At 71.7% G+C, this 21,962-nt stretch carries 20 protein-coding genes, 1 tRNA gene and 1 pseudogene; 11 read left to right on the top strand and 11 right to left on the bottom strand.

Going from position 1 to position 21,962, the window contains the following annotated elements; translation table 11 throughout:
* Positions 1–2 precede the first annotated feature (2 nt).
* From ACFU3E_RS05610 to ACFU3E_RS05590, 5 genes are all read right to left on the bottom strand, one after another.
* Positions 3–1,481: a peptidoglycan D,D-transpeptidase FtsI family protein gene (locus ACFU3E_RS05610; protein ID WP_384152511.1), complete on the bottom strand. Its 1,479-nt coding sequence runs from the start codon at positions 1,479–1,481 to the stop codon at positions 3–5.
* Positions 1,478–2,935 carry an FtsW/RodA/SpoVE family cell cycle protein gene (locus ACFU3E_RS05605; RefSeq protein WP_384152508.1) on the bottom strand — a complete coding sequence of 486 codons (1,458 nt, stop codon included), beginning with the start codon at positions 2,933–2,935 and terminating at the stop codon, positions 1,478–1,480. Before ACFU3E_RS05605 ends, ACFU3E_RS05610 begins: the two co-directional genes overlap by 4 nt.
* A 22-nt stretch (positions 2,936–2,957) precedes the next feature.
* Positions 2,958–4,511, bottom strand: a complete 1,554-nt coding sequence (locus tag ACFU3E_RS05600) for a Stp1/IreP family PP2C-type Ser/Thr phosphatase (protein WP_384152505.1) — start codon at positions 4,509–4,511, stop codon at positions 2,958–2,960.
* A gap of 140 nt (positions 4,512–4,651) precedes the next feature.
* Positions 4,652–5,164, bottom strand: a complete 513-nt coding sequence (locus ACFU3E_RS05595; RefSeq protein WP_384152501.1) for an FHA domain-containing protein — start codon at positions 5,162–5,164, stop codon at positions 4,652–4,654.
* Positions 5,165–5,174: 10 nt separating this feature from the next.
* The gene (locus ACFU3E_RS05590) at positions 5,175–6,044 is read right to left on the bottom strand and encodes an FhaA domain-containing protein (RefSeq protein WP_384152497.1); all 870 of its coding nucleotides are present in this window, start codon (positions 6,042–6,044) and stop codon (positions 5,175–5,177) included.
* Between the two features lie 471 nt (positions 6,045–6,515).
* On the opposite strand from ACFU3E_RS05590, the gene ACFU3E_RS05585 reads away from it, so the two are divergent.
* Positions 6,516–6,599 (top strand) — tRNA-Leu (locus tag ACFU3E_RS05585).
* Between the two features lie 398 nt (positions 6,600–6,997).
* On the opposite strand, the gene ACFU3E_RS05580 is transcribed toward ACFU3E_RS05585, so the two are convergent.
* From ACFU3E_RS05580 to ACFU3E_RS05570, 3 genes are all read right to left on the bottom strand, one after another.
* On the bottom strand, positions 6,998–7,402 hold the full coding sequence (locus ACFU3E_RS05580) for a helix-turn-helix domain-containing protein (protein ID WP_384152494.1): 405 nt from the start codon (positions 7,400–7,402) through the stop codon (positions 6,998–7,000).
* 420 nt (positions 7,403–7,822) lie between these two features.
* Positions 7,823–8,356: a winged helix-turn-helix transcriptional regulator gene (locus ACFU3E_RS05575; RefSeq protein ID WP_384152492.1), complete on the bottom strand. Its 534-nt coding sequence runs from the start codon at positions 8,354–8,356 to the stop codon at positions 7,823–7,825.
* A complete protein-coding gene (locus ACFU3E_RS05570; RefSeq protein WP_384152489.1) occupies positions 8,353–8,745 on the bottom strand; it encodes an FtsX-like permease family protein in 393 nt (130 codons plus the stop codon). Before ACFU3E_RS05570 ends, ACFU3E_RS05575 begins: the two co-directional genes overlap by 4 nt.
* A gap of 87 nt (positions 8,746–8,832) precedes the next feature.
* Between ACFU3E_RS05570 and ACFU3E_RS05565 the strand changes: the two are divergent.
* The 3 genes and pseudogenes from ACFU3E_RS05565 to ACFU3E_RS05555 all read left to right on the top strand — a co-directional run.
* Positions 8,833–9,151 (top strand): annotated as a pseudogene (locus ACFU3E_RS05565) (sensor histidine kinase); the annotation flags it as partial.
* Between the two features lie 116 nt (positions 9,152–9,267).
* Positions 9,268–9,936: a ScbR family autoregulator-binding transcription factor gene (locus ACFU3E_RS05560; protein WP_384152486.1), complete on the top strand. Its 669-nt coding sequence runs from the start codon at positions 9,268–9,270 to the stop codon at positions 9,934–9,936.
* Positions 9,937–10,055: 119 nt separating this feature from the next.
* Positions 10,056–11,396 carry a cytochrome P450 gene (locus ACFU3E_RS05555; RefSeq protein ID WP_384152483.1) on the top strand — a complete coding sequence of 447 codons (1,341 nt, stop codon included), beginning with the start codon at positions 10,056–10,058 and terminating at the stop codon, positions 11,394–11,396.
* Here the strand turns inward: ACFU3E_RS05555 and ACFU3E_RS05550 are convergent.
* Both ACFU3E_RS05550 and ACFU3E_RS05545 read right to left on the bottom strand, forming a co-directional pair.
* Positions 11,341–12,264 carry an NAD-dependent epimerase/dehydratase family protein gene (locus tag ACFU3E_RS05550; RefSeq protein ID WP_384152480.1) on the bottom strand — a complete coding sequence of 308 codons (924 nt, stop codon included), beginning with the start codon at positions 12,262–12,264 and terminating at the stop codon, positions 11,341–11,343. The genes ACFU3E_RS05555 and ACFU3E_RS05550 overlap by 56 nt on opposite strands.
* Complete coding sequence (locus tag ACFU3E_RS05545) at positions 12,261–13,517, bottom strand: ScbA/BarX family gamma-butyrolactone biosynthesis protein (protein WP_384152477.1); 1,257 nt, start codon at positions 13,515–13,517, stop codon at positions 12,261–12,263. The genes ACFU3E_RS05550 and ACFU3E_RS05545 overlap by 4 nt, the downstream gene beginning before the upstream one ends.
* 159 nt (positions 13,518–13,676) lie before the next feature.
* Between ACFU3E_RS05545 and ACFU3E_RS05540 the strand changes: the two genes are divergently transcribed.
* From ACFU3E_RS05540 to ACFU3E_RS05525, 4 genes are all read left to right on the top strand, one after another.
* Positions 13,677–14,357 carry a ScbR family autoregulator-binding transcription factor gene (locus ACFU3E_RS05540; RefSeq protein ID WP_384152473.1) on the top strand — a complete coding sequence of 227 codons (681 nt, stop codon included), beginning with the start codon at positions 13,677–13,679 and terminating at the stop codon, positions 14,355–14,357.
* Positions 14,358–14,489: 132 nt separating this feature from the next.
* Positions 14,490–15,929, top strand: a complete 1,440-nt coding sequence (locus ACFU3E_RS05535; RefSeq protein ID WP_384152470.1) for a DUF2252 domain-containing protein — start codon at positions 14,490–14,492, stop codon at positions 15,927–15,929.
* Between the two features lie 192 nt (positions 15,930–16,121).
* Entirely contained in the window at positions 16,122–16,949 is an 828-nt protein-coding gene (locus ACFU3E_RS05530) for a hypothetical protein (protein WP_384152467.1), read from the top strand.
* 53 nt (positions 16,950–17,002) lie between these two features.
* Positions 17,003–17,332, top strand: a complete 330-nt coding sequence (locus ACFU3E_RS05525; protein ID WP_384152914.1) for a rhodanese-like domain-containing protein — start codon at positions 17,003–17,005, stop codon at positions 17,330–17,332.
* A 200-nt stretch (positions 17,333–17,532) separates the two neighbouring features.
* On the opposite strand, the gene ACFU3E_RS05520 is transcribed toward ACFU3E_RS05525, so the two are convergent.
* The gene (locus ACFU3E_RS05520) at positions 17,533–18,666 is read right to left on the bottom strand and encodes an acyl-CoA dehydrogenase family protein (RefSeq protein ID WP_384152464.1); all 1,134 of its coding nucleotides are present in this window, start codon (positions 18,664–18,666) and stop codon (positions 17,533–17,535) included.
* Between the two features lie 381 nt (positions 18,667–19,047).
* Between ACFU3E_RS05520 and ACFU3E_RS05515 the strand changes: the two genes are divergently transcribed.
* The 3 genes from ACFU3E_RS05515 to ACFU3E_RS05505 are packed head-to-tail and all read left to right on the top strand — an operon-like array spanning position 19,048 to position 21,922.
* A complete protein-coding gene (locus ACFU3E_RS05515; protein ID WP_384152911.1) occupies positions 19,048–19,968 on the top strand; it encodes a DUF5819 family protein in 921 nt (306 codons plus the stop codon).
* Entirely contained in the window at positions 19,965–21,176 is a 1,212-nt protein-coding gene (locus tag ACFU3E_RS05510) for an HTTM domain-containing protein (protein WP_384152461.1), read from the top strand. The genes ACFU3E_RS05515 and ACFU3E_RS05510 overlap by 4 nt, the downstream gene beginning before the upstream one ends.
* Complete coding sequence (locus ACFU3E_RS05505) at positions 21,173–21,922, top strand: TrmH family RNA methyltransferase (RefSeq protein ID WP_384152458.1); 750 nt, start codon at positions 21,173–21,175, stop codon at positions 21,920–21,922. Before ACFU3E_RS05510 ends, ACFU3E_RS05505 begins: the two co-directional genes overlap by 4 nt.
* Positions 21,923–21,962: the final 40 nt, after the last annotated feature.

The raw sequence follows: 21,962 nt of genomic DNA, 5'->3' as shown, positions 1-21,962 counted from the left end.
GGTCACTTCTTGCTGTCGATGACCGCCTCCATCACGTTCCTCGCGATCGGTGCCGCGAGGCCGCCGCCGGAGATGTCGTCACGGACGGCGTTGTCGTCCTCGATCACGACCGCCACGGCGACCGGCGCGCTGCCGTCGTCGCCCTTGGCGTACGAGATGAACCACGCGTAGGGGTTTTCGCTGTTGTCGACGCCGTGCTGGGCGGTACCGGTCTTGCCGCCCACCTTGACGCCTTCGATCTTGGCGTTCGAGCCCGTGCCCTCGTCGACGACCGTCTCCATCATCGACTGGAGGATCTGGGCGTTCTCCGCCGACAGCGGCTGGCTCAGTTCCTCGGGCTCGGTCTTCTCGATCGGGTCGAGGCCGGGCGACTGGAGTTCGTCGACCATGTACGGCTTCATCAGCTTGCCGTCGTTGGCGACGGCCGAGGCGACCATGGCCATCTGCAGGGGGGTCGCGGCGGTGTTGAACTGGCCGATCGAGGACAGTGCCGTCTGCGAGGGGTTCATGTCGTCGGAGAAGACGGAGGCGTTGGAGCGGACCGGCGTGAACTGCTCCTCGCCGAAGCCGAACTTCTTGGCCATGTCGAGCATCTTGTCGTTGCCGAGGTCGGCGCCGATCTTGCCGAAGACGGTGTTGCAGGAGTACTGGAGGGCCACCCGCAGCGACGCGTTCTTGCAGGGGATGTCGCCCTCGTTGGGGAGTTTGGTGTTGGTGCCCGTCATGGTCCACGGGTCCGGCGAGTCGGTCTTGCCGTCGGCGGTCGGGTACAGCCCGTCCTCCAGCGCAGCGGCCGCGGTGACCACCTTGAAGGTGGAGCCGGGCGGGTAGGTCTCGCGCAGCGCCCGGTTGAGCATCGGATCGTTCGGGTTGCTCTTCTTCTGCAGCTTCTGCCAGGCCTTGGTGTCCGTCGTCGTGGAGTTCCCGGCGAAGGACGACGGGTCGTACGACGGGTAGGAGGCGAGCGCCAGGATCTTGCCGGTCGACGGTTCGATCGCGGCGACGGCGCCCTTGCCGCCCTGACTCTTCAGGCCGTTGTAGGCGGCCTTCTGCGCGGCGGCGTTCAGGGTCGTGACGACGTTGCCGCCCTGCTGCTTCTTGCCCGTGAGCATGTCGAGGGTGTTGCGGAAGAAGAGCCGGTCGTCGTTGCCCGTGAGGATGCCGTCCTCGAGGTTCTCGAGCTGGCTGGCGCCGAAGGCCTGCGAGGCGTAGCCGGTGACCGGCGCCCACATGGCGCCGTCCTTGTAGGTGCGCTTGAACTTGAAGTCGCTGCCCGGCGTCTCGGCGGAACCGGTGATCCGCTTTCCGTCGACGATGATGTCGCCGCGGGGGGAGGCGTAGCGCTCGATGATGACGCGGCGGTTGTTCTTGTCGGTCCTGAGCTCGTCGGCCTGGACGTACTGGATCCAGTTGTCGCGGATCAGCAGTGCCAGAACGAGCAGGCCGCAGAAGATCGCGATCCGGCGCAGGGGTTTGTTCATGACGGGCGGACCACCTGGGTCATCTCGGCGTCGGGGTTGGCGGCGGGGGCGGGGGCCGGTCGGCGGGCGGTGTCGCTGATGCGCAGCAGGATGCCGATCAGGGCCCAGTTGGCGATCACGGAGGAACCGCCGTACGCCACGAACGGCAGCGTCATACCGGTCAGCGGGATGAGGCCCATCACGCCACCGGCCACGACGAAGACCTGGAGGGCGAAGGCGCCGGACAGGCCGATGGCCAGCAGTTTGCCGAACGGGTCGCGGGCCGCGAGCGCGGTGCGGACGCCCCGCTCGACGATCAGGCCGTAGAGCAGCAGGATCGCCATGACGCCCGCGAGGCCCAGCTCCTCGCCGAAGGTGGCGAGGATGAAGTCGGAGTTGGCGGCGAAGCCGATGAGGTCGGAGTTGCCCTGCCCGAGACCGGTGCCGAGCGTGCCGCCGGAGCCGAAGGCCCACAGGGCCTGCATGGCCTGTTCGGAGTGGACGACGCCGTCCTGGACGCCGGCGCGGGAGAGTTCGAACTCGCGCATCGGGTCGAGCCAGGCTTGTACACGCGTCTGGATGTGCGGCTCGAAGCTCGCCACGCCGACGGCGCCGACCGCGGACATCAGCAGACCGAAGACGATCCAGCTGGTCCGCTCGGTGGCGACGTACAGCATGATGACGAACATCCCGAAGAACAGCAGGGACGTTCCGAGGTCGGTCTCGAAGACCAGGATGAGGATCGACATCACCCAGACGACGAGGATCGGGCCGAGGTCGCGGCCGCGCGGCAGGTACAGGCCGATGAAGCGACGGCTGGCCAGGGCCAGGGCGTCCCTCTTGACCATGAGGTAGCCGGCGAAGAACACCGCGAGGGCGATCTTCGCGAACTCGCCGGGCTGGAGCGTGCCGAGGCCCGGAATCTTGATCCAGATCTTGGCGCCGTACGTCGGGGCGCTGAGGCCGGGGATCAGCGGCATCACGAGCAGGAGCAGGGCCGCGGCCATGGAGATGTAGGTGTACCGCTGGAGGACCCGGTGGTCCTTCAGGAAGATCAGCACGGCCACCAGCAGTGCGACGCCCATCGCCGAGTACAGCAGCTGGCGCGGTGCCGCTTCGACGAAGGTGTTGCTTGCCTGGAGCTTCTTGGACTGGTCCAGGCGCCAGATGGCCACCAGACCGAGCCCGTTCAGCAGCGTCGCCAGCGGCAGCATCAGCGGGTCGGCGTACGGCGCGAACTTCCGGACGACGAGGTGGCCGACGCCGGCGAGCAGGCCGAGCCCGAGCCCATAGCTCAACAGGCCCGGAGGCACGGAGTCGTTGAGGGCCAGGCCGACGTTGGCGTAGGCGAACACCGGGATGACTACGGCGAACACCAGCAGCGCGAGCTCGGTGTTGCGCCGACTCGGCGCGCCGATGGCGCCGATCGTGGACGTGTGGTGCGTCGGCGAGTGCGACGTATTCGTACCGCTCATCGTGTGACAGGGCCTCTCACGGCTACTGCTTACCGCACAGCGAGACGACCTTCTGCTCTTCCTCCGAGAGGCTGGGGCCGGGGCTGGGAGTGGGTGCGGTCGTGGTCGGGGGCGTGGACTTCTCCGGTGCCGACGGTGAACCCGACGGGCTGGACGGGTTCGGCGTCGGTGTGGCCTTGGACGTGAAGGAGGCGGGAGTGGTTCCCGTGGTGCCCCCGGCCTCGCCTTCGCCGGTCTTGGAGTTGTTCTGGCTCTCGGCTTCGCGCCGCTGCGCTTGCTTCTTGCACGCGGAGGCCTGTACCGACAGTTCCTGGATCTTGGCCTGGGCGTTCTCGAGTCCGCCCTCGGGGATGGTCTCCTTGACCTGCTTCTGCTGGTAGGGCGGCAGGTACTTGAGTTCGATCTCGGGGTGGTCCTTCTCGACCTTCGAGAGCGAGACCCAGGCCAGGTCCTGGCTGATGCCCCGGTACAGCGCGACGTGCTCGCCCTCGGCGCCGACGTAGTACTGCGTCTGCGTCCAGCGGTGTCCGCCGTACAGGCCGCCGCCGATGACGGCCAGTGCGAGGACGCCGTAGAGGGATCTCTTCAGCCAGCGGCCCTTCCGGCGGGGCTTGGCGAAGTCGTCGTCTCCGTAGTCGAAGCCGGCCGCCGGGATGTAGCCGGTGGTGTCGCCGGAGCCGGGCGGGCCGAACTCGCCGCCTCCGCCCTGGCCGTGCCCGTGGCGGCCGAGGCCGGAGGCGCGGCCCGCGGGGGTCTGCATGATGCCGTTGTCGTGCAGCTGGTGCTGGTTCTCGGCGACGGCGCCGACCACGACGGGGGTGTCGGACAGCTGTCCCGCGAGGGTGTCGCCGGTGTCGAGGTCGAGGACGTCGGCGATGATGACCGTGATGTTGTCCGGGCCGCCGCCGCGCAGCGCCAGCTCGATCAGGTTCTGGACGGTCTCCTGGGGGCCCTGGTAGCTGGCGAGGGTGTCCTCCAGGGTCTGGTGGGACACCACGCCGGACAGGCCGTCGGAGCAGATCAGGTAGCGGTCGCCGGCGCGGACCTCGCGGATGGACAGGTCCGGTTCGACGTGGTCGCCGGATCCGAGGGCGCGCATCAGCAGTGATCGCTGCGGGTGCGTGGTCGCCTCTTCCTCGGTGATGCGGCCCTCGTCGACCAGGCGCTGCACCCAGGTGTGGTCCTGGGTGATCTGGGTGAGGACGCCGTCGCGGAGCAGGTAGGCGCGGGAGTCGCCGACGTGGACCAGGCCGAGGCGCTGGCCCGTCCACAGCAGGGCGGTCAGGGTGGTTCCCATGCCCTCCAGCTGGGGGTCGTCCTCGACCATCGAGCGCAGCTGGTCGTTGGCGCGCTGCACCGCGGTGCCGAGTGAGGTGAGGATGTCGGAGCCGGGGACGTCGTCGTCGAGCGCGACGATGGTGGAGATGGCCTCGGAGGAGGCGACCTCACCGGCGGCGGCGCCGCCCATGCCGTCGGCGATGGCGAGCAGGCGCGGTCCCGCGTATCCGGAGTCCTCGTTGCCCTCCCGGATCATGCCCTTGTGCGATCCGGCCGCGAAGCGCAGTGACAGACTCATGCGCACCTCGCCTGTCGGCTCCGGGTACAGCCGGTCGTGTCGAGCCACACTGCCCACCCTCCGGTCGGGAGCGCGCGGGGGGCCGGGGTGGGGCCCGCCACTGCGTGCTCGCTCCGCTCGCGCCTATCCATGATGTAGCACTACTTCCGCAGCTCGATGACGGTCTTGCCGATGCGGATCGGCGCGCCCAGCGCAATCGGTGTGGGAGTCGTCAGCCGGGACCGGTCCAGGTATGTGCCGTTGGTGGAGCCGAGGTCCTCGACGATCCACTGGCCGTCGCGGTCCGGATAGATCCTGGCATGGCGGCTGGAGGCGTAGTCGTCGTCCAGCACGATCGTCGAGTCGTGCGCCCTGCCCAGGGTGATGGTCTGGCCCTGGAGCGCGACCGTGGTGCCGGTGAGGGTGCCCTCGGTCACGACCAGCTTGGTGGGGGCGTTACGGCCGCGTCGGCCGCCGGCGGGCTGCTGGCGTTGCTGTGGTGGCGCCTGGCGGGCGGCGGCCTGCTGCTGCCGGCCTGCCTCTCGGCGCGCTCCGCGCTGCGTGACACGCGTGCCGAACAGGTCGCTTCGGATGACCTGCACGGCCACGATCACGAACAGCCACAGAACGGCCAGGAAACCCAGCCGCATGACCGTGAGGGTCAGCTCTGACATTGCCCCCGCTTCACCCTTCGGCTTGCCGGTAAATGATGGTGGTGCTGCCCACGACGATCCGCGAGCCGTCGCGGAGCGTAGCGCGGGTGGTGTGCTGTCCGTCCACCACGATGCCGTTGGTGGATCCGAGATCCTGGATCGTCGAGGGCGTTCCGGTCCGGATCTCGCAGTGCCGGCGGGAGACGCCGGGGTCGTCGATCCGCACGTCGGCGTCGGTGCTGCGGCCCAGCACGAGCGTCGCGCGGGAGATCTGGTGGCGGGTGCCGTTGATCTCGATCCAGTGGCGGGTGCGTCCGCCTGCGGCCGGGGCGGCCGGGCGCTGCTGGCCGCTCGCGGCGGGCGGGTAGCCGTATCCGCCGGGGCGGCCGCCGGGCGGCGGCGCGGCCGGCATGGGCGGGGCGCCGGCGGGCGCGGCGGACGGCGGGTAGCCGTAGCCGCCGGGACGTCCGCCCTGCGGGGCGGCGGGTGCGGCGCCGCCGCTTCCCGGGCCGCCCTGCTGGCTGCTGGAGGAGGCGAGCGTACGGCTGCGCACCCGGTACAGGCCGGTGTCGAGGTCGTCCGCCTTCTCCAGGTGCACCTTGATCGGGCCCATGAAGGTGTAGCGCTGCTGCTTGGCGTAGTCGCGCACCATGCCGGCGAGCTCGTCGCCGAGCTGGCCGGAGTAGGGGCTGAGCCGCTCGAAGTCCGGTGTGCTCAGTTCGACGATGAAGTCGTTGGGCACGACGGTCCGGTCGCGGTTCCAGATGGTGGCGTTGTTGTCGCACTCACGCTGGAGAGCTCCCGCGATCTCCACGGGCTGGACCTCGGACTTGAACACCTTGGCGAAGGTGCCGTTGACCAGACCTTCGAGACGCTGCTCGAACTTCTTCAGGACTCCCATGGGGCACCTCCTCCGTCGCTGCCGTCCTGTGTACTGCCCTGCGGGCCGTTTGCCTGGTACTGCTTACTGATCGTATCCACGCGCCGCTCGATCGGCTGGTTCCCCCTGTCAGCACCGCCGACGGGTGTCGACGCATGACGAAGTTCCCTGTGGAGCTCCCCTTCGAACTCCTCCGCCGGTACTGCTGCGCGTAACCGCCTCCTGTATGCCTGGCAAGGATCGTAGAGGCGGCCGAAGACCAGTGTCCCGCACCTGACTGTGGACCCCGACCCCCTCTGCGGAGACAGCGGGTACCGGTACGAGGTTGATACGTGAACCGGTACGCGCTGATACGTGGCAGGGACATCGAAGGTTCGGCGGGGGGTCTGCCTGCGGGGATAAGGGATGTGAACCCACCCCTTCCAGCGTGCTAATGTTCTGGGTGTCGGAAGGCGCCGACCCCCAGGGGAAGACGCCCGGGACACACCCAATGCGCGGGTGGCGGAATAGGCAGACGCGCTGGATTCAGGTTCCAGTGCCCGCAAGGGCGTGGGGGTTCAACTCCCCCCTCGCGCACGTGAGAAACCGACGAAACGGGTCTCTGCAGGTGACGGAAGTCACCGCAGGGGCCCGTTTCTCGTTTCCATGATCGCTGTGAGGCATCACACAGCCTGGCCAGATCACACGGCAGGCCCCGACGCGTGAGCTATCTCACGGGTGGGGGCCTGTCTTCGTGGTGCTGCGGTGCCGGGGTCAGATTGATCTGTGCCGCTGATGCCGGGTGGCCGGTCGGGGCCCAGCTCCTCTGCTCTTCTTTCGGGCGGCGGTGGTGGGTTCGTCGGCGGGGGTGCTCGTCGCCGGTGCCGGTGCCCGCGGTGACGTGGCCGTCCGCCACGGTGGTGCCGGCGACGCTGGTGCTGGCGGAGAGGTCGGTGCGGTTGGTGTGGCCGATGAAGACATCGCTGATGGCGGCACTAGTTCCGTATCAGGCCGACCTGCTGTGCGGTGACGAAGACGTCGGACCCGTTGTCCATGCCGTTCGCGATGCGGTGGGCGATGGGGCGGGACCGGGAGGCCTCGGTGATGGCGATGATGAAGCGCAGCATGCCGCGCGCCTGGGCGGTGCGGTCGGTGCCGCGGATGCCGACGTCCCCGAGGCTGTTCTCAAGGCTGAACCCGTTCAGGGCCTGGAGCACGGCCAACGACGGCAGCCGCTCGCCGCTCGCCGCTTTCGCCAGGGTCGTCACCGAGAAGCCGGCCTTCTTCGCCATGGCCCGGTACGACACGCCACCCGCCGAACGGCGCAGCTCCCGAAGATCATGGGCGAGTCGCTGCACGGGACCGGCCGCCGGGTCGACCGGTAGTTCGGGACGCCCCATGGCGAAGCCTCTTTCGCATACCTGAAGAACATGCTGATCAGCAGCACAAGGTACTTTTCGTCCTCCTCGGGCGAGAACCCTTCTCGACTGTGATGTTCGCCGGAGAAGTTGTTCGTACCAGCGGTACCGAGTTTGTTTTCCCTGATGAGAGGGGGGACGGCTGACAACTCCCGGGTGGCCGGGGTCGGTCCCGCCTGGGCGCTCTCATGGCCGAGCGAACACCTGACAACCAGGAGAAACAGAACCATGGCCCCGTCGGACGTCGTCACGACGGACCCCGTACGGAGTTCACGTCACCGAAGCCCCTGAATCCCTGAACCGGCCTCTGGCCTGGGCCGCGGGAGAACCCGCCCGTTCTTCGTTTCTGTGGATGTGAGGGTTGTCTCCGGCTCGGCCGGGCTTTCTCGTACGAGGAAGCTCTCAGGCCTGGTCGGCCCCGTCGTCCCCCAGGGGCCGCCCCGGGGCGAAGCGTTCCCGTACGAGCGGGTCGTCGAGGAGGCGGGCCGGGTAGCCCGGGCCGGTGCGGGCGGAAATGTCCCGCACGTGCAGGGGCTCGCCGCAGGCGGAACAGACGACCCGGGCCTCGGTGTCGTGGTCGCAAGGGGTGTGGCGCAGGACCACCGGGGCGCCCTCGTCGCCGGCCAGCCAGCGGTCGCCCCAGGCGTTGATCGCGGCGAGGACGCCGAAGAAGTCGCGGCCCTTGTCCGTCGGCAGGTACTCGTGGCGGACCGGGTCGTTCTGGTAGACGCGCCGCCGCAGCAGGCCTTCGGCCTCCAGGCGCCGCAGCCGGTCGGTGAGGGTGTTGCGGGCGATGCCGAGGGTGCCGATGAAGCCGTCGAAGCGGGATTCGCCGTAGAAGACCTCGCGCAGCACCAGCAGGGTCCAGGCGTCGCCCAGGATGTCCGCGGTGCGGGCGATCGAGCAGGGCCAGGCGCCGAACGAGGTCCGTCTCATGGCCCCACTGTAGGCGGCCTTCCCCGGTTGGTCTCATGATGAGATCGACCCGGTCCGGAGGGACTGCTCGCGGATCCCGGCCACGTCCGCCGGGCGGTGGCGCAGGGCGAGGGCGGCGGGGCCGTCGCGGCGGCCACGGCCAGGAGGGCGCAGGCACCCGTCGTCGTGCCGAGGGCCTGCCACGGGAGGGTGACCGCGGGCCGGACCGACAGCAGGGCGAGGGCGCCCCACATCCCGGCCAGGTTGACGACGGTGACCAGCAGGCCGAGGAGCGCGCCGACCGCGACGGCCGTCAGGGCCTCGGCGGCGGCCAGCCGCAGGACCTGCCGGCGGGTGGCTCCGGCCAGCCGCAGCACGGCCAGGTGGCGGACCCGGCCGGAGGCCGCCATGACCGTGGTGTCGGCCGCGGAGATGCCCGTGTAGAGCAGGGCGATGCCGGGCGCCAGGCGATCGGCACGGCAGGCGGCCAGTGGTTCAGGCTCGCCGCCCTGACGATGACGCTCGGGCTGGCGCGCCTCGACGCCCCGCCCGGCCCGCTCGCCGACCAGCTCGCCAAGGCGCGCCAGGAGGCGGGCGCGGCCCTCACGGAACCGCGCGAGCTCGTCCACGGCATCCACCCCAAGGTCCTCGCCGACTACGGCCTCGAAGCCGCCGTCGCCGACGCCGCCGACCGTTCGGCCGTGCCCGTGGATGTCGACCCGGAGCTGCCCGGGGCGGCTCTCCCCGGCGGTCGAGGCCGCCGCGTACTGCGTGGTGTGCGAGGCGCTCGCCAACGTGGGCAGGCACAGCGGCGCGGGCGTATCTGCGGGCCTGGGGGCCTCCCCGAGCCCCCTGGGCTGTCGACGCGTTGTATAAAAACCAGCGAGTTGGTTTCATTGCGTCGCCATCAGAGCCCTGCAGGGGAGCCACGGGTGACCAAACAGGACCGGGCCGTCCGGACCCGTCTCGCGCTGATCCGGTCGGCGGCCGCGCAGTTCGAGGCGCGCGGGTACGTCCGGGCCGGCCTGGCGGAGATCAGCGCGGGAGCCGGCGTCAGCTCCGGCGCGCTGCACTTCCACTTCGCCAACAAGGCCGCCGTCGCCGAAGCCGTCGAGGACGCAGCCGCCCGTGCCCTGCGTGAGGCCGCTGCCCGCAGCCACGGTGGCGACTGCTGCGCCCTGCAACGCCTCGTGGACGTCACGCACCACGTCGCCCGGCTGCTGTGTGCCGACGTCGTGGTGCGGGCGGGGCTGCGGCTGAACGCCGAGGGGGGCGTCGGGCGGGTGCGGGACCTGCGCCGGGAATGGCGGGAGTGCGTACAGGGGCTGCTGGCCGAGGCGGAGCGCAGGGGTGAACTCGCCGCCGGGGTGACGCCGCAGCGCACCAGCGCCGTCGTCCTCGCCGCCACGACCGGCATCGAGGTGCTGGCGAGGGAGGATCACGGCTGGCTCGCCCGGCCCTCGCTGACCGACCTGTGGCGGCTGCTGCTGCCCTGCCTGGCGGCGCCGTGTCTGGCCGGGGCGCTGGATCCGGCGGGGAGTGAGCGGGTCGCCCCGGGCGTATCGGCGGAGGCGGGCCGGATGGGTCTCGCGCTGCGGTAGCCACCCACCCTTGGCCAACAAGGCGTGAAGCAGTGGCCAAAACAAACCGGTTGGCAAGTTCTGCCGCCGATCGGATCGCACCATGGATCCCCAGCCTCTGGACCAAGGAGCGATGAGTCATGGCACAGCAGGCCTGCCCCTTCCTGTCGGTCGACCCGTCAGGTCAGGACCTCTACGGCGAGATATCCCGCATCCGTGCCCAGGGCCCGGCCGTGGAGGTCGAACTCCCCGGCGGCGTAAGGGTGTGGTGGATCACAGGCCTGGAGCTGAACAAGCGGCTCCTGGCCGGCCCCGAGACGAGCAAGGACGCCTACCAGCACTGGCCGGCCTGGATCAACGGGGACATCTCCCGCACCTGGCCGCTCGCCATCTGGGTCTCGGTACGCAACATGGTCACCGCCTACGGCTCCGACCACAGCCGGCTGCGCAAGCCGATGGCCGCCGCCTTCACCAAGCGCCGCGTCGACGCGCTGCTGCCGCGCGTCCAGGAGATCGTCGACCGGGCGCTGGACGCCCTGGAGCACATCCCCGAGGGCGAAGTCGTCGACCTGCGGGCGGCGTTCGCTGCACCGATCCCGCACGAGGTGGTGTGCGAGCTGTTCGGCGTACCGCCCGGCGAGGGCGGCCCCCGCGCGGCCCTCTACCGCATCATCAACCGCTTCTTCGACACGGCGATCACCCTGGAGGACGCCCAGGCCAACGCCGTCGACCTCTACGGCACGCTGACCGCGTTCCTCCAGTACAAGCGCGAGCACCCCGCCGACGACCTGACGACGGCGCTCATCGCCGCGCGCGACGAAGGCAGCCTCAGCGAACAGGAGTTGATGGACAACCTGATCCTGCTGCTCACCGCCGGTTTCGAGACGACCGTCAACCTCATCGACAACACCGTGCACAGCCTGCTCGCCCACCCCGGCCAGCTCGAGCTCGTCCGCTCCGGGCAGGCGACGTGGGAGGACGCCCTGGAGGAGTCGCTGCGCTTCGAGGCGCCGGGCGCCATGTCGGGCCTGCGCTACGCCGTCGAGGACATCGAGATCGAGCCGGGCCTGACCATCCCCAAGGGCGACCCGCTGGTGGTCTCCTTCGCCGGTGCCGGGCGCGACCCCGAGCGGCACGGGCCGGACGCCGAACGGTTCGACGTCACACGCGCCACCAGCCGCGACCACGTGTCCTTCGGCCACGGCGTGCACCACTGCCTGGGGCGGCCCCTGGCCATGGCCGAGGCGACCGTGGCCCTGACATCGCTGTTCGCGCGCTTCCCACGGCTGGCCCTGGCCGACCCGTCGCGTCCGCCGCAGCGGCTGCGGTCCATCATCTCCACCGGCCACGAGGAGCTGCCGGTGCTGCTGCACGGCCGGGGTCCGGACGGCGGCCCGTGCCCGGAGGAGGCCGAGGCCGAGGCGGTCAGGAAACCTTCCGGCCCTGGAGGAACGCGCGGTACCAGGGTGCCGCGCGGCTGAACGCGGCCGCGAAACCCTCGCCGGGCGAGCAGTCGACGTCCTTCCAGAACGCGTCGTCCGCGAACCAGTGGTCGACCGTGAGCATGCCGAGGTGGTGCAGGGCGAGCGGTGACCCGGCGGCCCGGTCGAGGGCGGTGGCGACGTCCACGGCCGCACCGCCGCCGGGCTCCCCCAGCTCCCGGACCACGGCCGCCTGCAGGTCCGCAACCGCCACCGGCTCGGGGTGGTCGACGTGGTGCACACCGCCGCCGGGCGCCGGGGAGAGCGCGGCGGCCACCACCGCACGGCCCAGGGTGTCGACGTCGATCATCGACTGGAGCGCGTCGCAGCCGGTCAGGGTGGCCGACAGTTCGTTCATCAGCCACACCAGCCCGGGGATCACCCAGCGGTCGCCCTCGCCGTACACGAGGTGGGGGCGCAGCACCAGGCCGCCCGCGTCGAGGACGTACCGTTCGGCGGCGGCGCGGGTGCGGCTGGTGGGTGAGTCGGGCGCGACCGGCACCTCCCCGGGGCGTACGCCGTGGAAGGGGCCCCGGCCGTGGACGGCGGCCGTACTGACGTACACGATCCGGCGCACTCCGGCGCGTACGGCCTCCTCGACCAGGGCGCGGGTGCCGTGGTCGTTGACCGCCTGGACGGTCTCGGCGTCGCCGCCGATCCGCGTGGCGCAGTGCACCAGGACGTCGGTGTCGGCGCAGACGCCGCGCAGGGAGGGCGGGGCGCAGAGGTCGCCGTGGACGTACTCGGGGCCGTGCGGTGCGTGCCGGGACAACAGGCGGACCCGGACGTCCGGTTGCCGTTGCGCCGTGGCAGCGACCCGGCTGCCGACGAAGCCGCTCGCGCCCGTGATCAGAAGGTTGACCGTCACGACAGGGACCGTACCCGCGCGGACACGGCGGAGGTCAGGCCGGCGGTGAACACGGACACGCCGTCCTGCCGGCCCGAGACCTGTACGGTCACCTCCCCGGGGTGCTCCTCGAAGACCTCGGTCTCGATCCGGCACGGGCTGTGCAGCTCGGTGTACCGGGCGAAGCCGGCCGTCATCGTGCTCGGCAGGAAGGGGTGCAGGCCGGACGCGGCGGTCGCCGCCTGGCGGGCCGCCTCGAACAGGACCATGCCGGGGACGTGGTCGTTGGGCCGGGCGAAGAGGACCGGGTGGCCGGTGTCGACGCGCAGGTTCCAGACGCCGGGGCGGCCTGTGGGGGCGAGGACGACGTCCTCGGCCCGGGCCCGTCCCGCGGTCTGCGGCGCGATGCCCGCCAGGAGGGGAACGGGCTGGTCCTGGGCGTTCAACTGGTCCGCCCGCAGACGGCGGTAGGCGCGCGGTGAGGTGCAGCCGGTGCTGCCGGTGCCGCGGGCGACCAACCGTCCCGCACGGCGGAACTCCATCGTGGTCCGCATGCTGTGCAGCCCGCGGCCGCGGCGGCGGACCTCGGAGCACACGACGTCGAACTCGACCGGCTCGGCGGCGTCCGCCAGCAGCAGCGCGGACGGGTCGACGCGGACCGTCATGTCCCACATGACGAAGTGCGTGTCGGCCGGGGCCCCGAACTCGGCGTGCGCCAGCACCATCGAGGCCTGCCGCAACGTTTCGCCCACGATCATCGGATCCTGGTGGCGGTCGTCCACGGGGCCGAAGAAGGCGTGGGCGGCCGGCCAGTGCGCGGTGAACCGGAAGCGGGTGTCGGAGATTCGGGTCCACCGGGAGGGGAAGACGTCCGTGTCGGTGGTGCGATGGGCGAGTTCCTTGGTGACGGTGGAGTGGGAGTGGGAGTGGGAGTGGGAGTGGGAGTGGGAGTGGGAGTGGGAGTGGGGGGCGGGGCGGTCGGTGACGGGGGAGGGTGGTGCGGGTTCGTCGGGGACGGTCGTCGATGACGCGGGTGGTTCGGTGAGGGTGGCCGGTGCCGCGGGATCGTCGGCGTCGGGGGACGGTGCCGCGGCTTCGTCGGTGACAGCGGCCGGGGGCGCGGGTTCTCCGGCGAGGGGACTCGGGGGCGCGGTCTCCGGAGGGGCGGCGGGTTGTGGCGAGTTCTCGACGGTCGTAGCGGTTCCGTTTGCCGGGTGGCCCCCACGTCCGGTCTGATCCTCGGTGAGTGCGCTTAAAGGCCCTGTCTGTGGCATGAGAACCCCCAGGATCGGCTGCCTGGCCGCGGTCGACTCTTGACTAAGATACGGACGAGCCGGTTTTTTTCAAAGAGTGGGCCAAGCCGCTGGGACAGGCTCTCGCGCCCTCGCCACACAGCGACTTCACAGGGATCGACGGAGATCAGGAGGCACCCGATGGCGCGACAGGAGCGCGCGATCCGCACCCGGCGGACCATCCTGGAGGCGGCAGCGGCCGTCTTCGACGAACGCGGCTACACCTCGGCGACCATCGGCGAGATCCTGGACCGGGCAGGCGTCACCAAGGGCGCGCTGTACTTCCACTTCGGCTCCAAGGAGGAGCTGGCGGTAGGGGTGTTCGAGGAGCAGCTCGCGATCACGCTCCCGCCGCAGTCGAGCAGACTCCAGGAACTCGTCGACTCCGGTCTGGTGATGGCCCGCCGCCTGCGGTCCGAACCGCTGGTGCGGGCCAGTGTGGGGCTCGCCCTCGACCAGGGGGCCATGGACCTCGACCGCAGCCCCGCCTTCCGGATGTGGATCGACCAGAACACGCAGGTGCTGACCGAGGCGAAGGCGCGGGGCGAGCTGTTGCAGCACGTCGACGTGGTGGAGACGGCGGAGCTGCTGGTCGGCAGCTTCTCCGGGGTGCAGCTGCTGTCCCAGCTGCGCTGCCAGCGGCAGGACCTGGAGCGCCGTGTCGTCGTACTGTTCGAGCACTTCCTGCCCAGCATCACCGTGCCGGCGGTGCTGGCCCGGCTCGACATCTCGGCGGACCGGGCCGAGCGGGTGCTGGCTCAGGTGCGGAGGGAGCAGGACGCGACTGTTCCGGTGCAGGCCTCCGTGGCCTCGGGGGCGTAGCCACCGCCGGATCCGCCTGGCACGAGTTGTCCACAGCTGTGGAGTTCTCCACAGGGGCTGACGTGTTCCGGGCCGCCGGTTGTACGGTCGGCACGAGTTGATGTTCGTGCGCGTGCGGGGGAGGCGGCCGGGATGACCAGGGCTGGAGCTCAGGACGAGGGCGGTGCCACGGTGAGGGACGGCGGGCCGCGCAGGCTGCCCAGGGTGCGTGGCTTCGCCGAATGGCCTGCCGAGGGCTCACCCAAGGACGAGGGCAAGGCCCTGCGCAAGCGGATCCCGCGCAGCTCGCACGCCGCGCTCGACCTGGACGCGACCCGTCCCGACGCGCTGGGCGCCGTCGAGGAGTCGGGACGCGGGCGGCTGCCCGAGCTGACCCCGATCCGGGTCGGGCGCATGGCCGCCACCCCGTTCGCGTTCCTGCGCGGCGCGGCGGGCCTCATGGCGTACGACCTGGCGCGCACGCCCATGACCAGGATCGACGCCCAGATCTGCGGCGACGCCCACGCGGCCAATTTCGGCCTGTACGGCGACGCGCGCGGCGGCCTGGTCATCGACCTCAACGACTTCGACGAAACGGTGCTCGGCCCCTGGGAGTGGGACCTCAAGCGGCTCGTGGCCTCCCTGGTGCTCGCGGGCCGGGTGGCGGGCGCCGACGAGGACCAGTGCCGCAAGGCGGCGTACGACGCGGCGGGCGCCTACCGCAGGACCATGCGGCTCCTGGCCAGGCTCCCGGTGCTGGACGCGTGGAACGCCATCGCGGACGAGGAGCTCGTCTCCCACGCGGACGCCCATGATCTGCTCGGCACCCTGGAGCGTGTCTCCGAGAAGGCCCGCCACAACACCAGCGGCCGCTTCGCGGCCAAGTCGACCGAGGCCACTGAGGACGGCGGACGCCGCTTCGTCGACGCCCCGCCGGTGCTGCGGCGCGTCCCGCACGCGGAGGCCGCGGCGGTGGCTGCGTCCCTGGAGGAGTACGTCGGCACCCTGCAGGAGGACCGCCTGCCGCTCCTCGCCCGGCACGCGGTGCAGGACGTGGCCTTCCGGGTCGTCGGCACGGGCAGTGTCGGCACCCGCTCCTACGTCGTGCTGCTCCTGGACCACCGGGGCGAGCCGCTGGTGCTCCAGGTGAAGGAGGCGCGGGCGTCGGCGCTGGTGCCGCATCTGGTGACGGCCGGTTTCGCGACGCCGGAGGCCGGTCACGAGGGCCGGCGGGTCGTACGGGGCCAGAAGCGGATGCAGGTCGTCAGCGACAACCTGCTGGGCTGGACGACGGTCGACGGGCTGCCCTTCCAGGTCCGCCAGTTCCGCAACCGCAAGGGCAGCGTCGATCCAGCCGCCCTGGCCGCCGACCAGCTGGACGACTACGGCCGCATGACCGGCGCGCTCCTGGCCCGCGCGCACGCGCACAGCGCCGATCCTCGGCTCATCGCCGGGTACTGCGGGAAGAACGAGGAGCTGGACGAGGCGATGGCGGACTTCGCCATGGCCTATGCGGACCGGACCGAGGCGGACCACGCGGAGCTGGTGGCGGCCGTGCGGGCGGGGAAGATCGCGGCGGAGACGGGTGTGTAGGGGCGCCTGAGGGCTGCTCCGGGCTGCGCCCTGTGCTGCCGGCCACCCGCGCCTGCTGGGCGTCCGTGCCGATCCCGCCACATCGAGCCACTCGTGCCGCAGGGGCGCGGCCGGCGCCGCCCGGAGCTGCCACGGAGCGGGCCCTGCCCTCCGGGGCGCGGGCGCGGTCGCTTCGTCACCTAGGCTGGACGGGTGACGACCCCGGAAGCTGAGCAGGATGGTGGCGACGCCGCCCGGCCCGAGGCGCGGCTGGAGCGGGCCGTGCGGGCCGCCGAGCAGGCGTTGATCGAGTACGAGATCGCGGTGGAGACCTTCCGCGTCGAGGTCGAGAACTTCTCCCGGCTGCACGAACAGAAACTCGGTCCGCTGTACGCCCGGCTCGAGGAGCTGGACGCCCGGATCCTGGAGGCCAGAGCCGCCCGCAGCGGCGACCCCGCCGACCGGCAGCGGGCGGAGGAGGCCAGAGCGCGGCTCGCCCCCATCCCCGGCGTCGAGGAGCTGCTGCAGGGCTGGATGGACGGCAGCGGTCTGTTCCCGGAGGCCTCCGCGATGCTCACGGACCAGCCGGTCCGGCCCCCGCAGCGGGTCCGCCCCAGCGAGGAGGCCCGCAAGCTCTACCGCGACCTCGCCCGCAAGGCCCACCCGGACCTGGCGCAGGAAGAGAAGGAGCGCGCGCGGCGCGAGGAGTTCATCACGCGGGTCAACGCCGCCTACGCCCGGGGCGACGAGGCCGAGCTGCGCGAACTCGCCGAGGAATGGGCCAAGGGACCCGAGCTGAAGCGGGGCCCGAGCCGTGCCGAGGAGCTCTACGCCCGCCTCGAATGGCTCGCCCAGCGCAAGGAACTGCTCGGCCTGCTCGCCAGGGAACTGGAGGACAGCGCCATCGGCCACATGCTGCAGCTGGCCCCCGACGACCCGGACCGGCTCCTCGACGAGATCGGGCAGGGGCTGCTCGCCCAGGTCACGGAGCGGGAGACGGAGCTGGCCGCGCTGCTCGGCCAGGGCGAGGGCCAGGGCTGAGCCGTGCCCCGGCCGGTTCCGGTAGCGTCGGACGCATGAGTTTTGGAGCTGGTGTGCCCACGGTCGCGGTCGCGGACCTCAAGGACGGCGACTTCCTGCTGGACGTCCGGGAGGACGACGAGTGGAAGGCCGGTCACGCCGAAAGCGCGCTGCACATCCCCATCAGCGAGTTCGTCGCCCGGTACGGCGAGCTGGCCGAGGCCGCCCCGCAGGACGGCCGGGTCCATGTGATCTGCCGTTCCGGTGGCCGGTCCGCCCAGGTCACGATGTACCTGGCCCAGCAGGGCATCGACGCCGTGAACGTCGACGGCGGCATGCAGGTGTGGGAGGCGGCGGGCCGTCCCGTCGTGACGGACGACGGGCAGCAGGGGTTCGTCCTCTAGTGCCGCGTCAGGCAACGTTCGCCCCGTCGCGACGCCCGGCACGCACTCTCGCCGCACCGGCCGGAAGCCCGGGTACAACCAGTCCGAGGACTTCCGGCCGGCACGCCGAGAGCACGCTCCGGACGCCGCTCCTTGACGGGCAGACGTTGCCTGCCGCGGCACCAGCACCCACCCGCCCCCGGCCCACGCGGTCCGCGCGGTCAGGCCAGCGGGTGGGCCGCCAGCAGGTCGCCCAGGGTCTCTTCGTGTGCCGCGGCCGGGCCGAGTGACAGTTCCAGGTGCTTGGCCCAGGCGTGGTACCGGTGCAGGGGGTAGTCGACGTCGGCGCCGAACCCGCCGTGCAGGTGCTGCGCGGTCTGCACGACCCGGCGGACGCCCTCCGCCGCCCAGATCTTGGCGACGGCCACGTCCCCGGCGGCGGGCAGCGGCCCCGCGGCCCCGGCGGCGATCCGCCACGCGGCCTGCCACAGCGTGGCCTCCATCGCGCGCAGGTCGATGTAGCGGTCGGCGGCCTGCACGGCGACGGCCTGGAAGGTCGCGATCGGGAACCCGAACTGCTCCCGCTTCCCCGTGTACTCCCCGGTCATCCGCAGCACGCGCTCCCCGAGCCCGAGGGCCAGCGCGCACGTCCCGGTGGCCAGCAGATCCCGCAGCCACTCCCAGGCCCCGTCGGTGTCGATCACGTCCCGGGCGGCCAGCCGAGCCGACTCCAGCCGCAGCTCGCCGAGCCGCTCGCCGCTGGTGGAGAACTGCTCGGCGAGGACGGCACCCTCGTGCCCGCGCGGCACCAGGGCCAGCACGGTCCGGCCGGTCCCGGTGTGTGCGGGGACGAGCGTGACGTCCGCGTCGTAGGCCCACGGCACCGCCGTCTGCACGCCGTCCAGCACCCAGCTCTCGCCGTCCTGCCGGGCGGTCACGGCCTGCTCGGCCGGGTCGTGGCCGGTGCGGCCGTGCGCGGCGACGGTCAGGATCGTCTCGCCCCGGCCGGCCCGGGCGAGCAGGTCCGCCTTCGCCTCTGCACCGCCGTATGCCTGGACGGCCGCCGCTGCCGCGCTGCTCTCCAGCAGGGGCACCCTGGCCAGTACCCGCGCCGACTCCCGCAGCACCAGGCACAGCGCCACGGCGTCCAGGCCGGCCCCGCCGTACCGGGCGTCGAGCAGCAGGCTCAGCAGATCCGTGTCGGCGAGCCTGGCCCACAGGGCGCGGTCGAACGTCTCGGCGACGGCGCCCCGGGTGAGGGCCGGGCTGGGCACGGCGTCGGGCGCGACCCCGGCGAACACGCCCTTCGCCGCCTCGGCCGCCGCCTGCTGCTCCTCGGTGAAGGTGAAGTCCACGGTGCCTGTCCTTCCGGCGGATCCCGTTGAGCTGACGGGGCGTCAAGATAGAACAGGTTCTAGAAGAAGGGAATGGGTGTACGGGCGGGCGCCGTAGGGTGTCACTCCTGCGGACGACCGGCCGGGGCACCCTGTGGATAACCTGCGGGGGGTCCCCTGTGGACCAGGGGGACCGCGGCTCTCGGACGGTCGCACTCGCCGTACGGTCGGCCTTCCTCGGTGTGGCGACGGCCACGTCGGGACCGGCGGACAGGGGCTGTGCCCGGGTGGGCGTCCTGAGTACCGTGCCCGTGCCGACGCCGCGCACCACTGCGCGGGCGGCACGACGCCCTCGCGGCCGGGCGGACGGAACGACGGACCGGGATCGTGGAACGGGGCGGAATGGACGCGTACGACGAGGGCTCGAACGCCCGGCACGGCCCGGACGTGCCGAGCCGCCCGGACGTGCCGAGCCGCCCTGCCCTGCCTCCGCCCCCGCCCCCGGAACAGGGCGCACCGGCGGACTCTCCCGCGCCGGGCGTGCCCTCCGCCTCTCCCGCGCCGGGCGTGCCCTCCGGGCCCGTGGGGCCGTCCGGGCCGTCCGGGCCGTCCGAGCCGGTCGGGCCGCTGCGGGCGGCTGAGCCGTACCCGCCCGGTGAGCCCCGTGCGGGCGTCGCCGGGCTCTCCCTCCGCTACCGGATCGGGGTCGCCCTGGCGCTCGCGGTCGTCGCCGTCGGGGTGTGTGCGCATCTGGGGATGACGTTCCTGCACGTCGCGCCGGCGAACACGGTCACCAGGGAGCACGGCAAGGCCGTGGACGACTGGATCTATCCGGAGTTCGAGCAGAACTGGAAGCTCTTCGCGCCGAACCCGCTACAGCAGAACATCTCGATCCAGGTCCGCGCCGGCGTCCGCGGGCCGGACGGCATGACGCTGACCACCGGCTGGTACGACCTGTCCGCCGAGGACGGCAGGGCCATCGACGGCAACCTGCTGCCCAGCCATACCCAGCAGAACGAGCTGCGCCGGGCCTGGGACTTCTTCGTCGCGACGCACGACGGCGAGAACCGGCCGGTGGGCCTGCGCGGTGCGCTCTCGGAGGCGTATCTGCGCCGGATCATGGTGCTGCGCCTCGGCCGCGACGACGCGGTACGGGCGGCGACCGGGGGCGCCGGTGTCATCGAGCGGGTGCAGGTGCGCTCCCGGACCGCCAACGTGCCGCCGCCCTCGTGGAGCCGGGAGAAGGTCTCCACGACGCCGTCCTACCGGGAACTGCCGTGGTGGAAGGTCCCGCAGGACGAGACCGGCGGAGGCGTGCGGTGAACCGCTTCTCGCTGGCCGTCTCGGGCGCTATCGCCCGCGTCACCGAGGCCGCCCTCGGCCCGTACCAGACGGCCGTCATCCGCATCGGTTTCAGCGCCACCTGGCTGCTGTTTCTGCTCCGCGAGCTGCCCCACCGCCACGAACTGTACGGTCCCGGCGGCCCCTGGAGCTGGGATATCGCCCAGCAGCTGGTCGCGTCCAACGGCTCCTTCACCGTCCTGATGTGGTCGGACGGCCGGGTCTGGTTCGAGATCGTCTACGCGCTCGCCGTCCTGTCCGGTGCCCTGCTGATGCTGGGCTGGCGCACCCGCACCATGTCGGTGCTGTTCATGGTCGGTGTGCTGTCGCTGCAGAACCGAAGCGTCTTCATGGGCGACGGCGGCGACAACGTGCTGCACCTGATGTCGATCTACCTGGTGTTCACGCGGTGCGCCCAGGTGTGGTCGCTGGACGCCCGTCGGGGCGTGCGGGACCGGGCGGCCCGCGCGCGGGGCGAGCGGGTCACGGACCGGACGGGACCGGCCCTGTGGTGCGTGCTCGGGTTCGTGCTGGCCGCGGTGACCCTGGCCGGCCGGATGGAGGGCGACTGGCTGATACCGGCACTGCTGTGGACGGTGTGGGCGGCGCAGGCCCTGTGGTGGCTGGTCGGACGCCGGGCCGCCACCGGTGAGCCGCGGATCCTGCTGGACGTGATCGCCAACGTCGTGCACAACGGCGCCCTGCTCGTGATCATGGCCGAGGCGTGTCTGATCTACGCGACGGCCGGCTGGTACAAGATCCAGGGATCGCGCTGGCAGGACGGCACCGCGGTGTACTACCCGCTCCAGCTGGAGTACTTCTCGCCCTGGCCGGCGCTCGCCGACCTGCTGTCCGCCAGCGGCACGATGGTGATGCTGGTGACCTACGGGACGGTCCTCGTGCAGGTCGCCTTCCCGTTCACCCTGTTCAACCGGCGGGTGAAGAACGTCCTGCTGGCGGTGATGATGACCGAGCACGCCGTGATCGCCGTGGTCCTGGGGCTGCCGTTCTTCTCGCTGGCGATGATCGCGGCGGACGCGGTGTTCCTGCCGACGGGCTTCCTGCGCCGGCTGGGCGGCCGGGCGGCACGCGCGCGTGACCGGCTGCCGCGCCGGGGTGGGCGGGTGCCCCTGCCCGGGCAACGCGCCCCCGAGAGCGCCGAGGCCACGCACGTAGGCTTCGGGGCATGACCGACCCCGTGACCGTCTGGCACCGGCTCGCCGGTGACACCGTCCTGCTCGACGGGTTCCATGCCCTCAAGCACGCGCTGCGTTTCGGCGCCGAGGTGCCGGTGGCGGTCACCGCCGACCGGGCGGCCGCACTCGCCCTCGCCGACGAGCTGGCGCCGGACGTACGGGACGTGCTGGCCGGGCTGCTGACGGAGGTGCCGCACGAGACGTACGCGTCGTTCGTGCCGCGCCCGCACCCCACGGCCGTGGCCGCGCTCGCCGTACGTCCCTCCCGCGAGTCCAACCTCGCGCGGCTGGCACACATGCCCCGCACCACCCCGGTCGTGGTCCTCGACAATCCGCGCAACCTGGGCAACGCGGGGGCGGTGATCCGCCTGGCCGCCGGCTTCGGCGCGACGGGCGTGGTGACGACCGGGACGGTCGACCCCTGGCATCCGACGGTCGTACGCGGCGGGGCGGGCCTGCACTTCGCGACGACGGTGGAGCGGTTGACCCCCGACGAGCTGCCGCCGGGGCCGCTGTTCGCCCTGGACCCGGAGGGCGACGACATCCGGGGCGTCAAGCTCCCGGACGACGCCGTCCTCGCGTTCGGCTCGGAGCGCACGGGCCTGTCGACGGAACTCCGCGCCCGCGCGGACCACTTGCTGTCCCTGCCGATGCGTCCCCAGGTCAGCAGCTACAACCTGGCGACGAGCGTGGCGATGACCCTCTACCACTGGAGCGCGGGCTCTGGAGCGCCTCGCTAGGGGCGCGGGGCTGTAAATCGATGTGCGGCTCCGCCGCGTG

Source organism: Streptomyces sp. NPDC057424, assembly GCF_042803315.1.
In the GTDB taxonomy this organism is placed as follows: domain Bacteria; phylum Actinomycetota; class Actinomycetes; order Streptomycetales; family Streptomycetaceae; genus Streptomyces.
The sequence above is the reverse complement of the archived record's forward strand: the minus strand, read 5'-3'. Positions and strand labels throughout refer to the sequence as shown.

What these genes read in the sequence shown, in the direction of transcription:
- ACFU3E_RS05610 (WP_384152511.1), bottom strand. Translation starts at nt 1,481, where the DNA reads ATGAACAAACCCCTGCGCCGGATCGCGATCTTCTGCGGCCTGCTCGTT.
- ACFU3E_RS05605 (WP_384152508.1), bottom strand. Translation starts at nt 2,935, where the DNA reads ATGAGCGGTACGAATACGTCGCACTCGCCGACGCACCACACGTCCACG.
- ACFU3E_RS05600 (WP_384152505.1), bottom strand. Translation starts at nt 4,511, where the DNA reads ATGAGTCTGTCACTGCGCTTCGCGGCCGGATCGCACAAGGGCATGATC.
- ACFU3E_RS05595 (WP_384152501.1), bottom strand. Translation starts at nt 5,164, where the DNA reads ATGTCAGAGCTGACCCTCACGGTCATGCGGCTGGGTTTCCTGGCCGTT.
- ACFU3E_RS05590 (WP_384152497.1), bottom strand. Translation starts at nt 6,044, where the DNA reads ATGGGAGTCCTGAAGAAGTTCGAGCAGCGTCTCGAAGGTCTGGTCAAC.
- ACFU3E_RS05580 (WP_384152494.1), bottom strand. Translation starts at nt 7,402, where the DNA reads ATGGGGCGTCCCGAACTACCGGTCGACCCGGCGGCCGGTCCCGTGCAG.
- ACFU3E_RS05575 (WP_384152492.1), bottom strand. Translation starts at nt 8,356, where the DNA reads ATGAGACGGACCTCGTTCGGCGCCTGGCCCTGCTCGATCGCCCGCACC.
- ACFU3E_RS05570 (WP_384152489.1), bottom strand. Translation starts at nt 8,745, where the DNA reads ATGGCGGCCTCCGGCCGGGTCCGCCACCTGGCCGTGCTGCGGCTGGCC.
- ACFU3E_RS05555 (WP_384152483.1), top strand. Translation starts at nt 10,056, where the DNA reads ATGGCACAGCAGGCCTGCCCCTTCCTGTCGGTCGACCCGTCAGGTCAG.
- ACFU3E_RS05545 (WP_384152477.1), bottom strand. Translation starts at nt 13,517, where the DNA reads ATGCCACAGACAGGGCCTTTAAGCGCACTCACCGAGGATCAGACCGGA.
- ACFU3E_RS05540 (WP_384152473.1), top strand. Translation starts at nt 13,677, where the DNA reads ATGGCGCGACAGGAGCGCGCGATCCGCACCCGGCGGACCATCCTGGAG.
- ACFU3E_RS05535 (WP_384152470.1), top strand. Translation starts at nt 14,490, where the DNA reads ATGACCAGGGCTGGAGCTCAGGACGAGGGCGGTGCCACGGTGAGGGAC.
- ACFU3E_RS05515 (WP_384152911.1), top strand. Translation starts at nt 19,048, where the DNA reads ATGGACGCGTACGACGAGGGCTCGAACGCCCGGCACGGCCCGGACGTG.
- ACFU3E_RS05505 (WP_384152458.1), top strand. Translation starts at nt 21,173, where the DNA reads ATGACCGACCCCGTGACCGTCTGGCACCGGCTCGCCGGTGACACCGTC.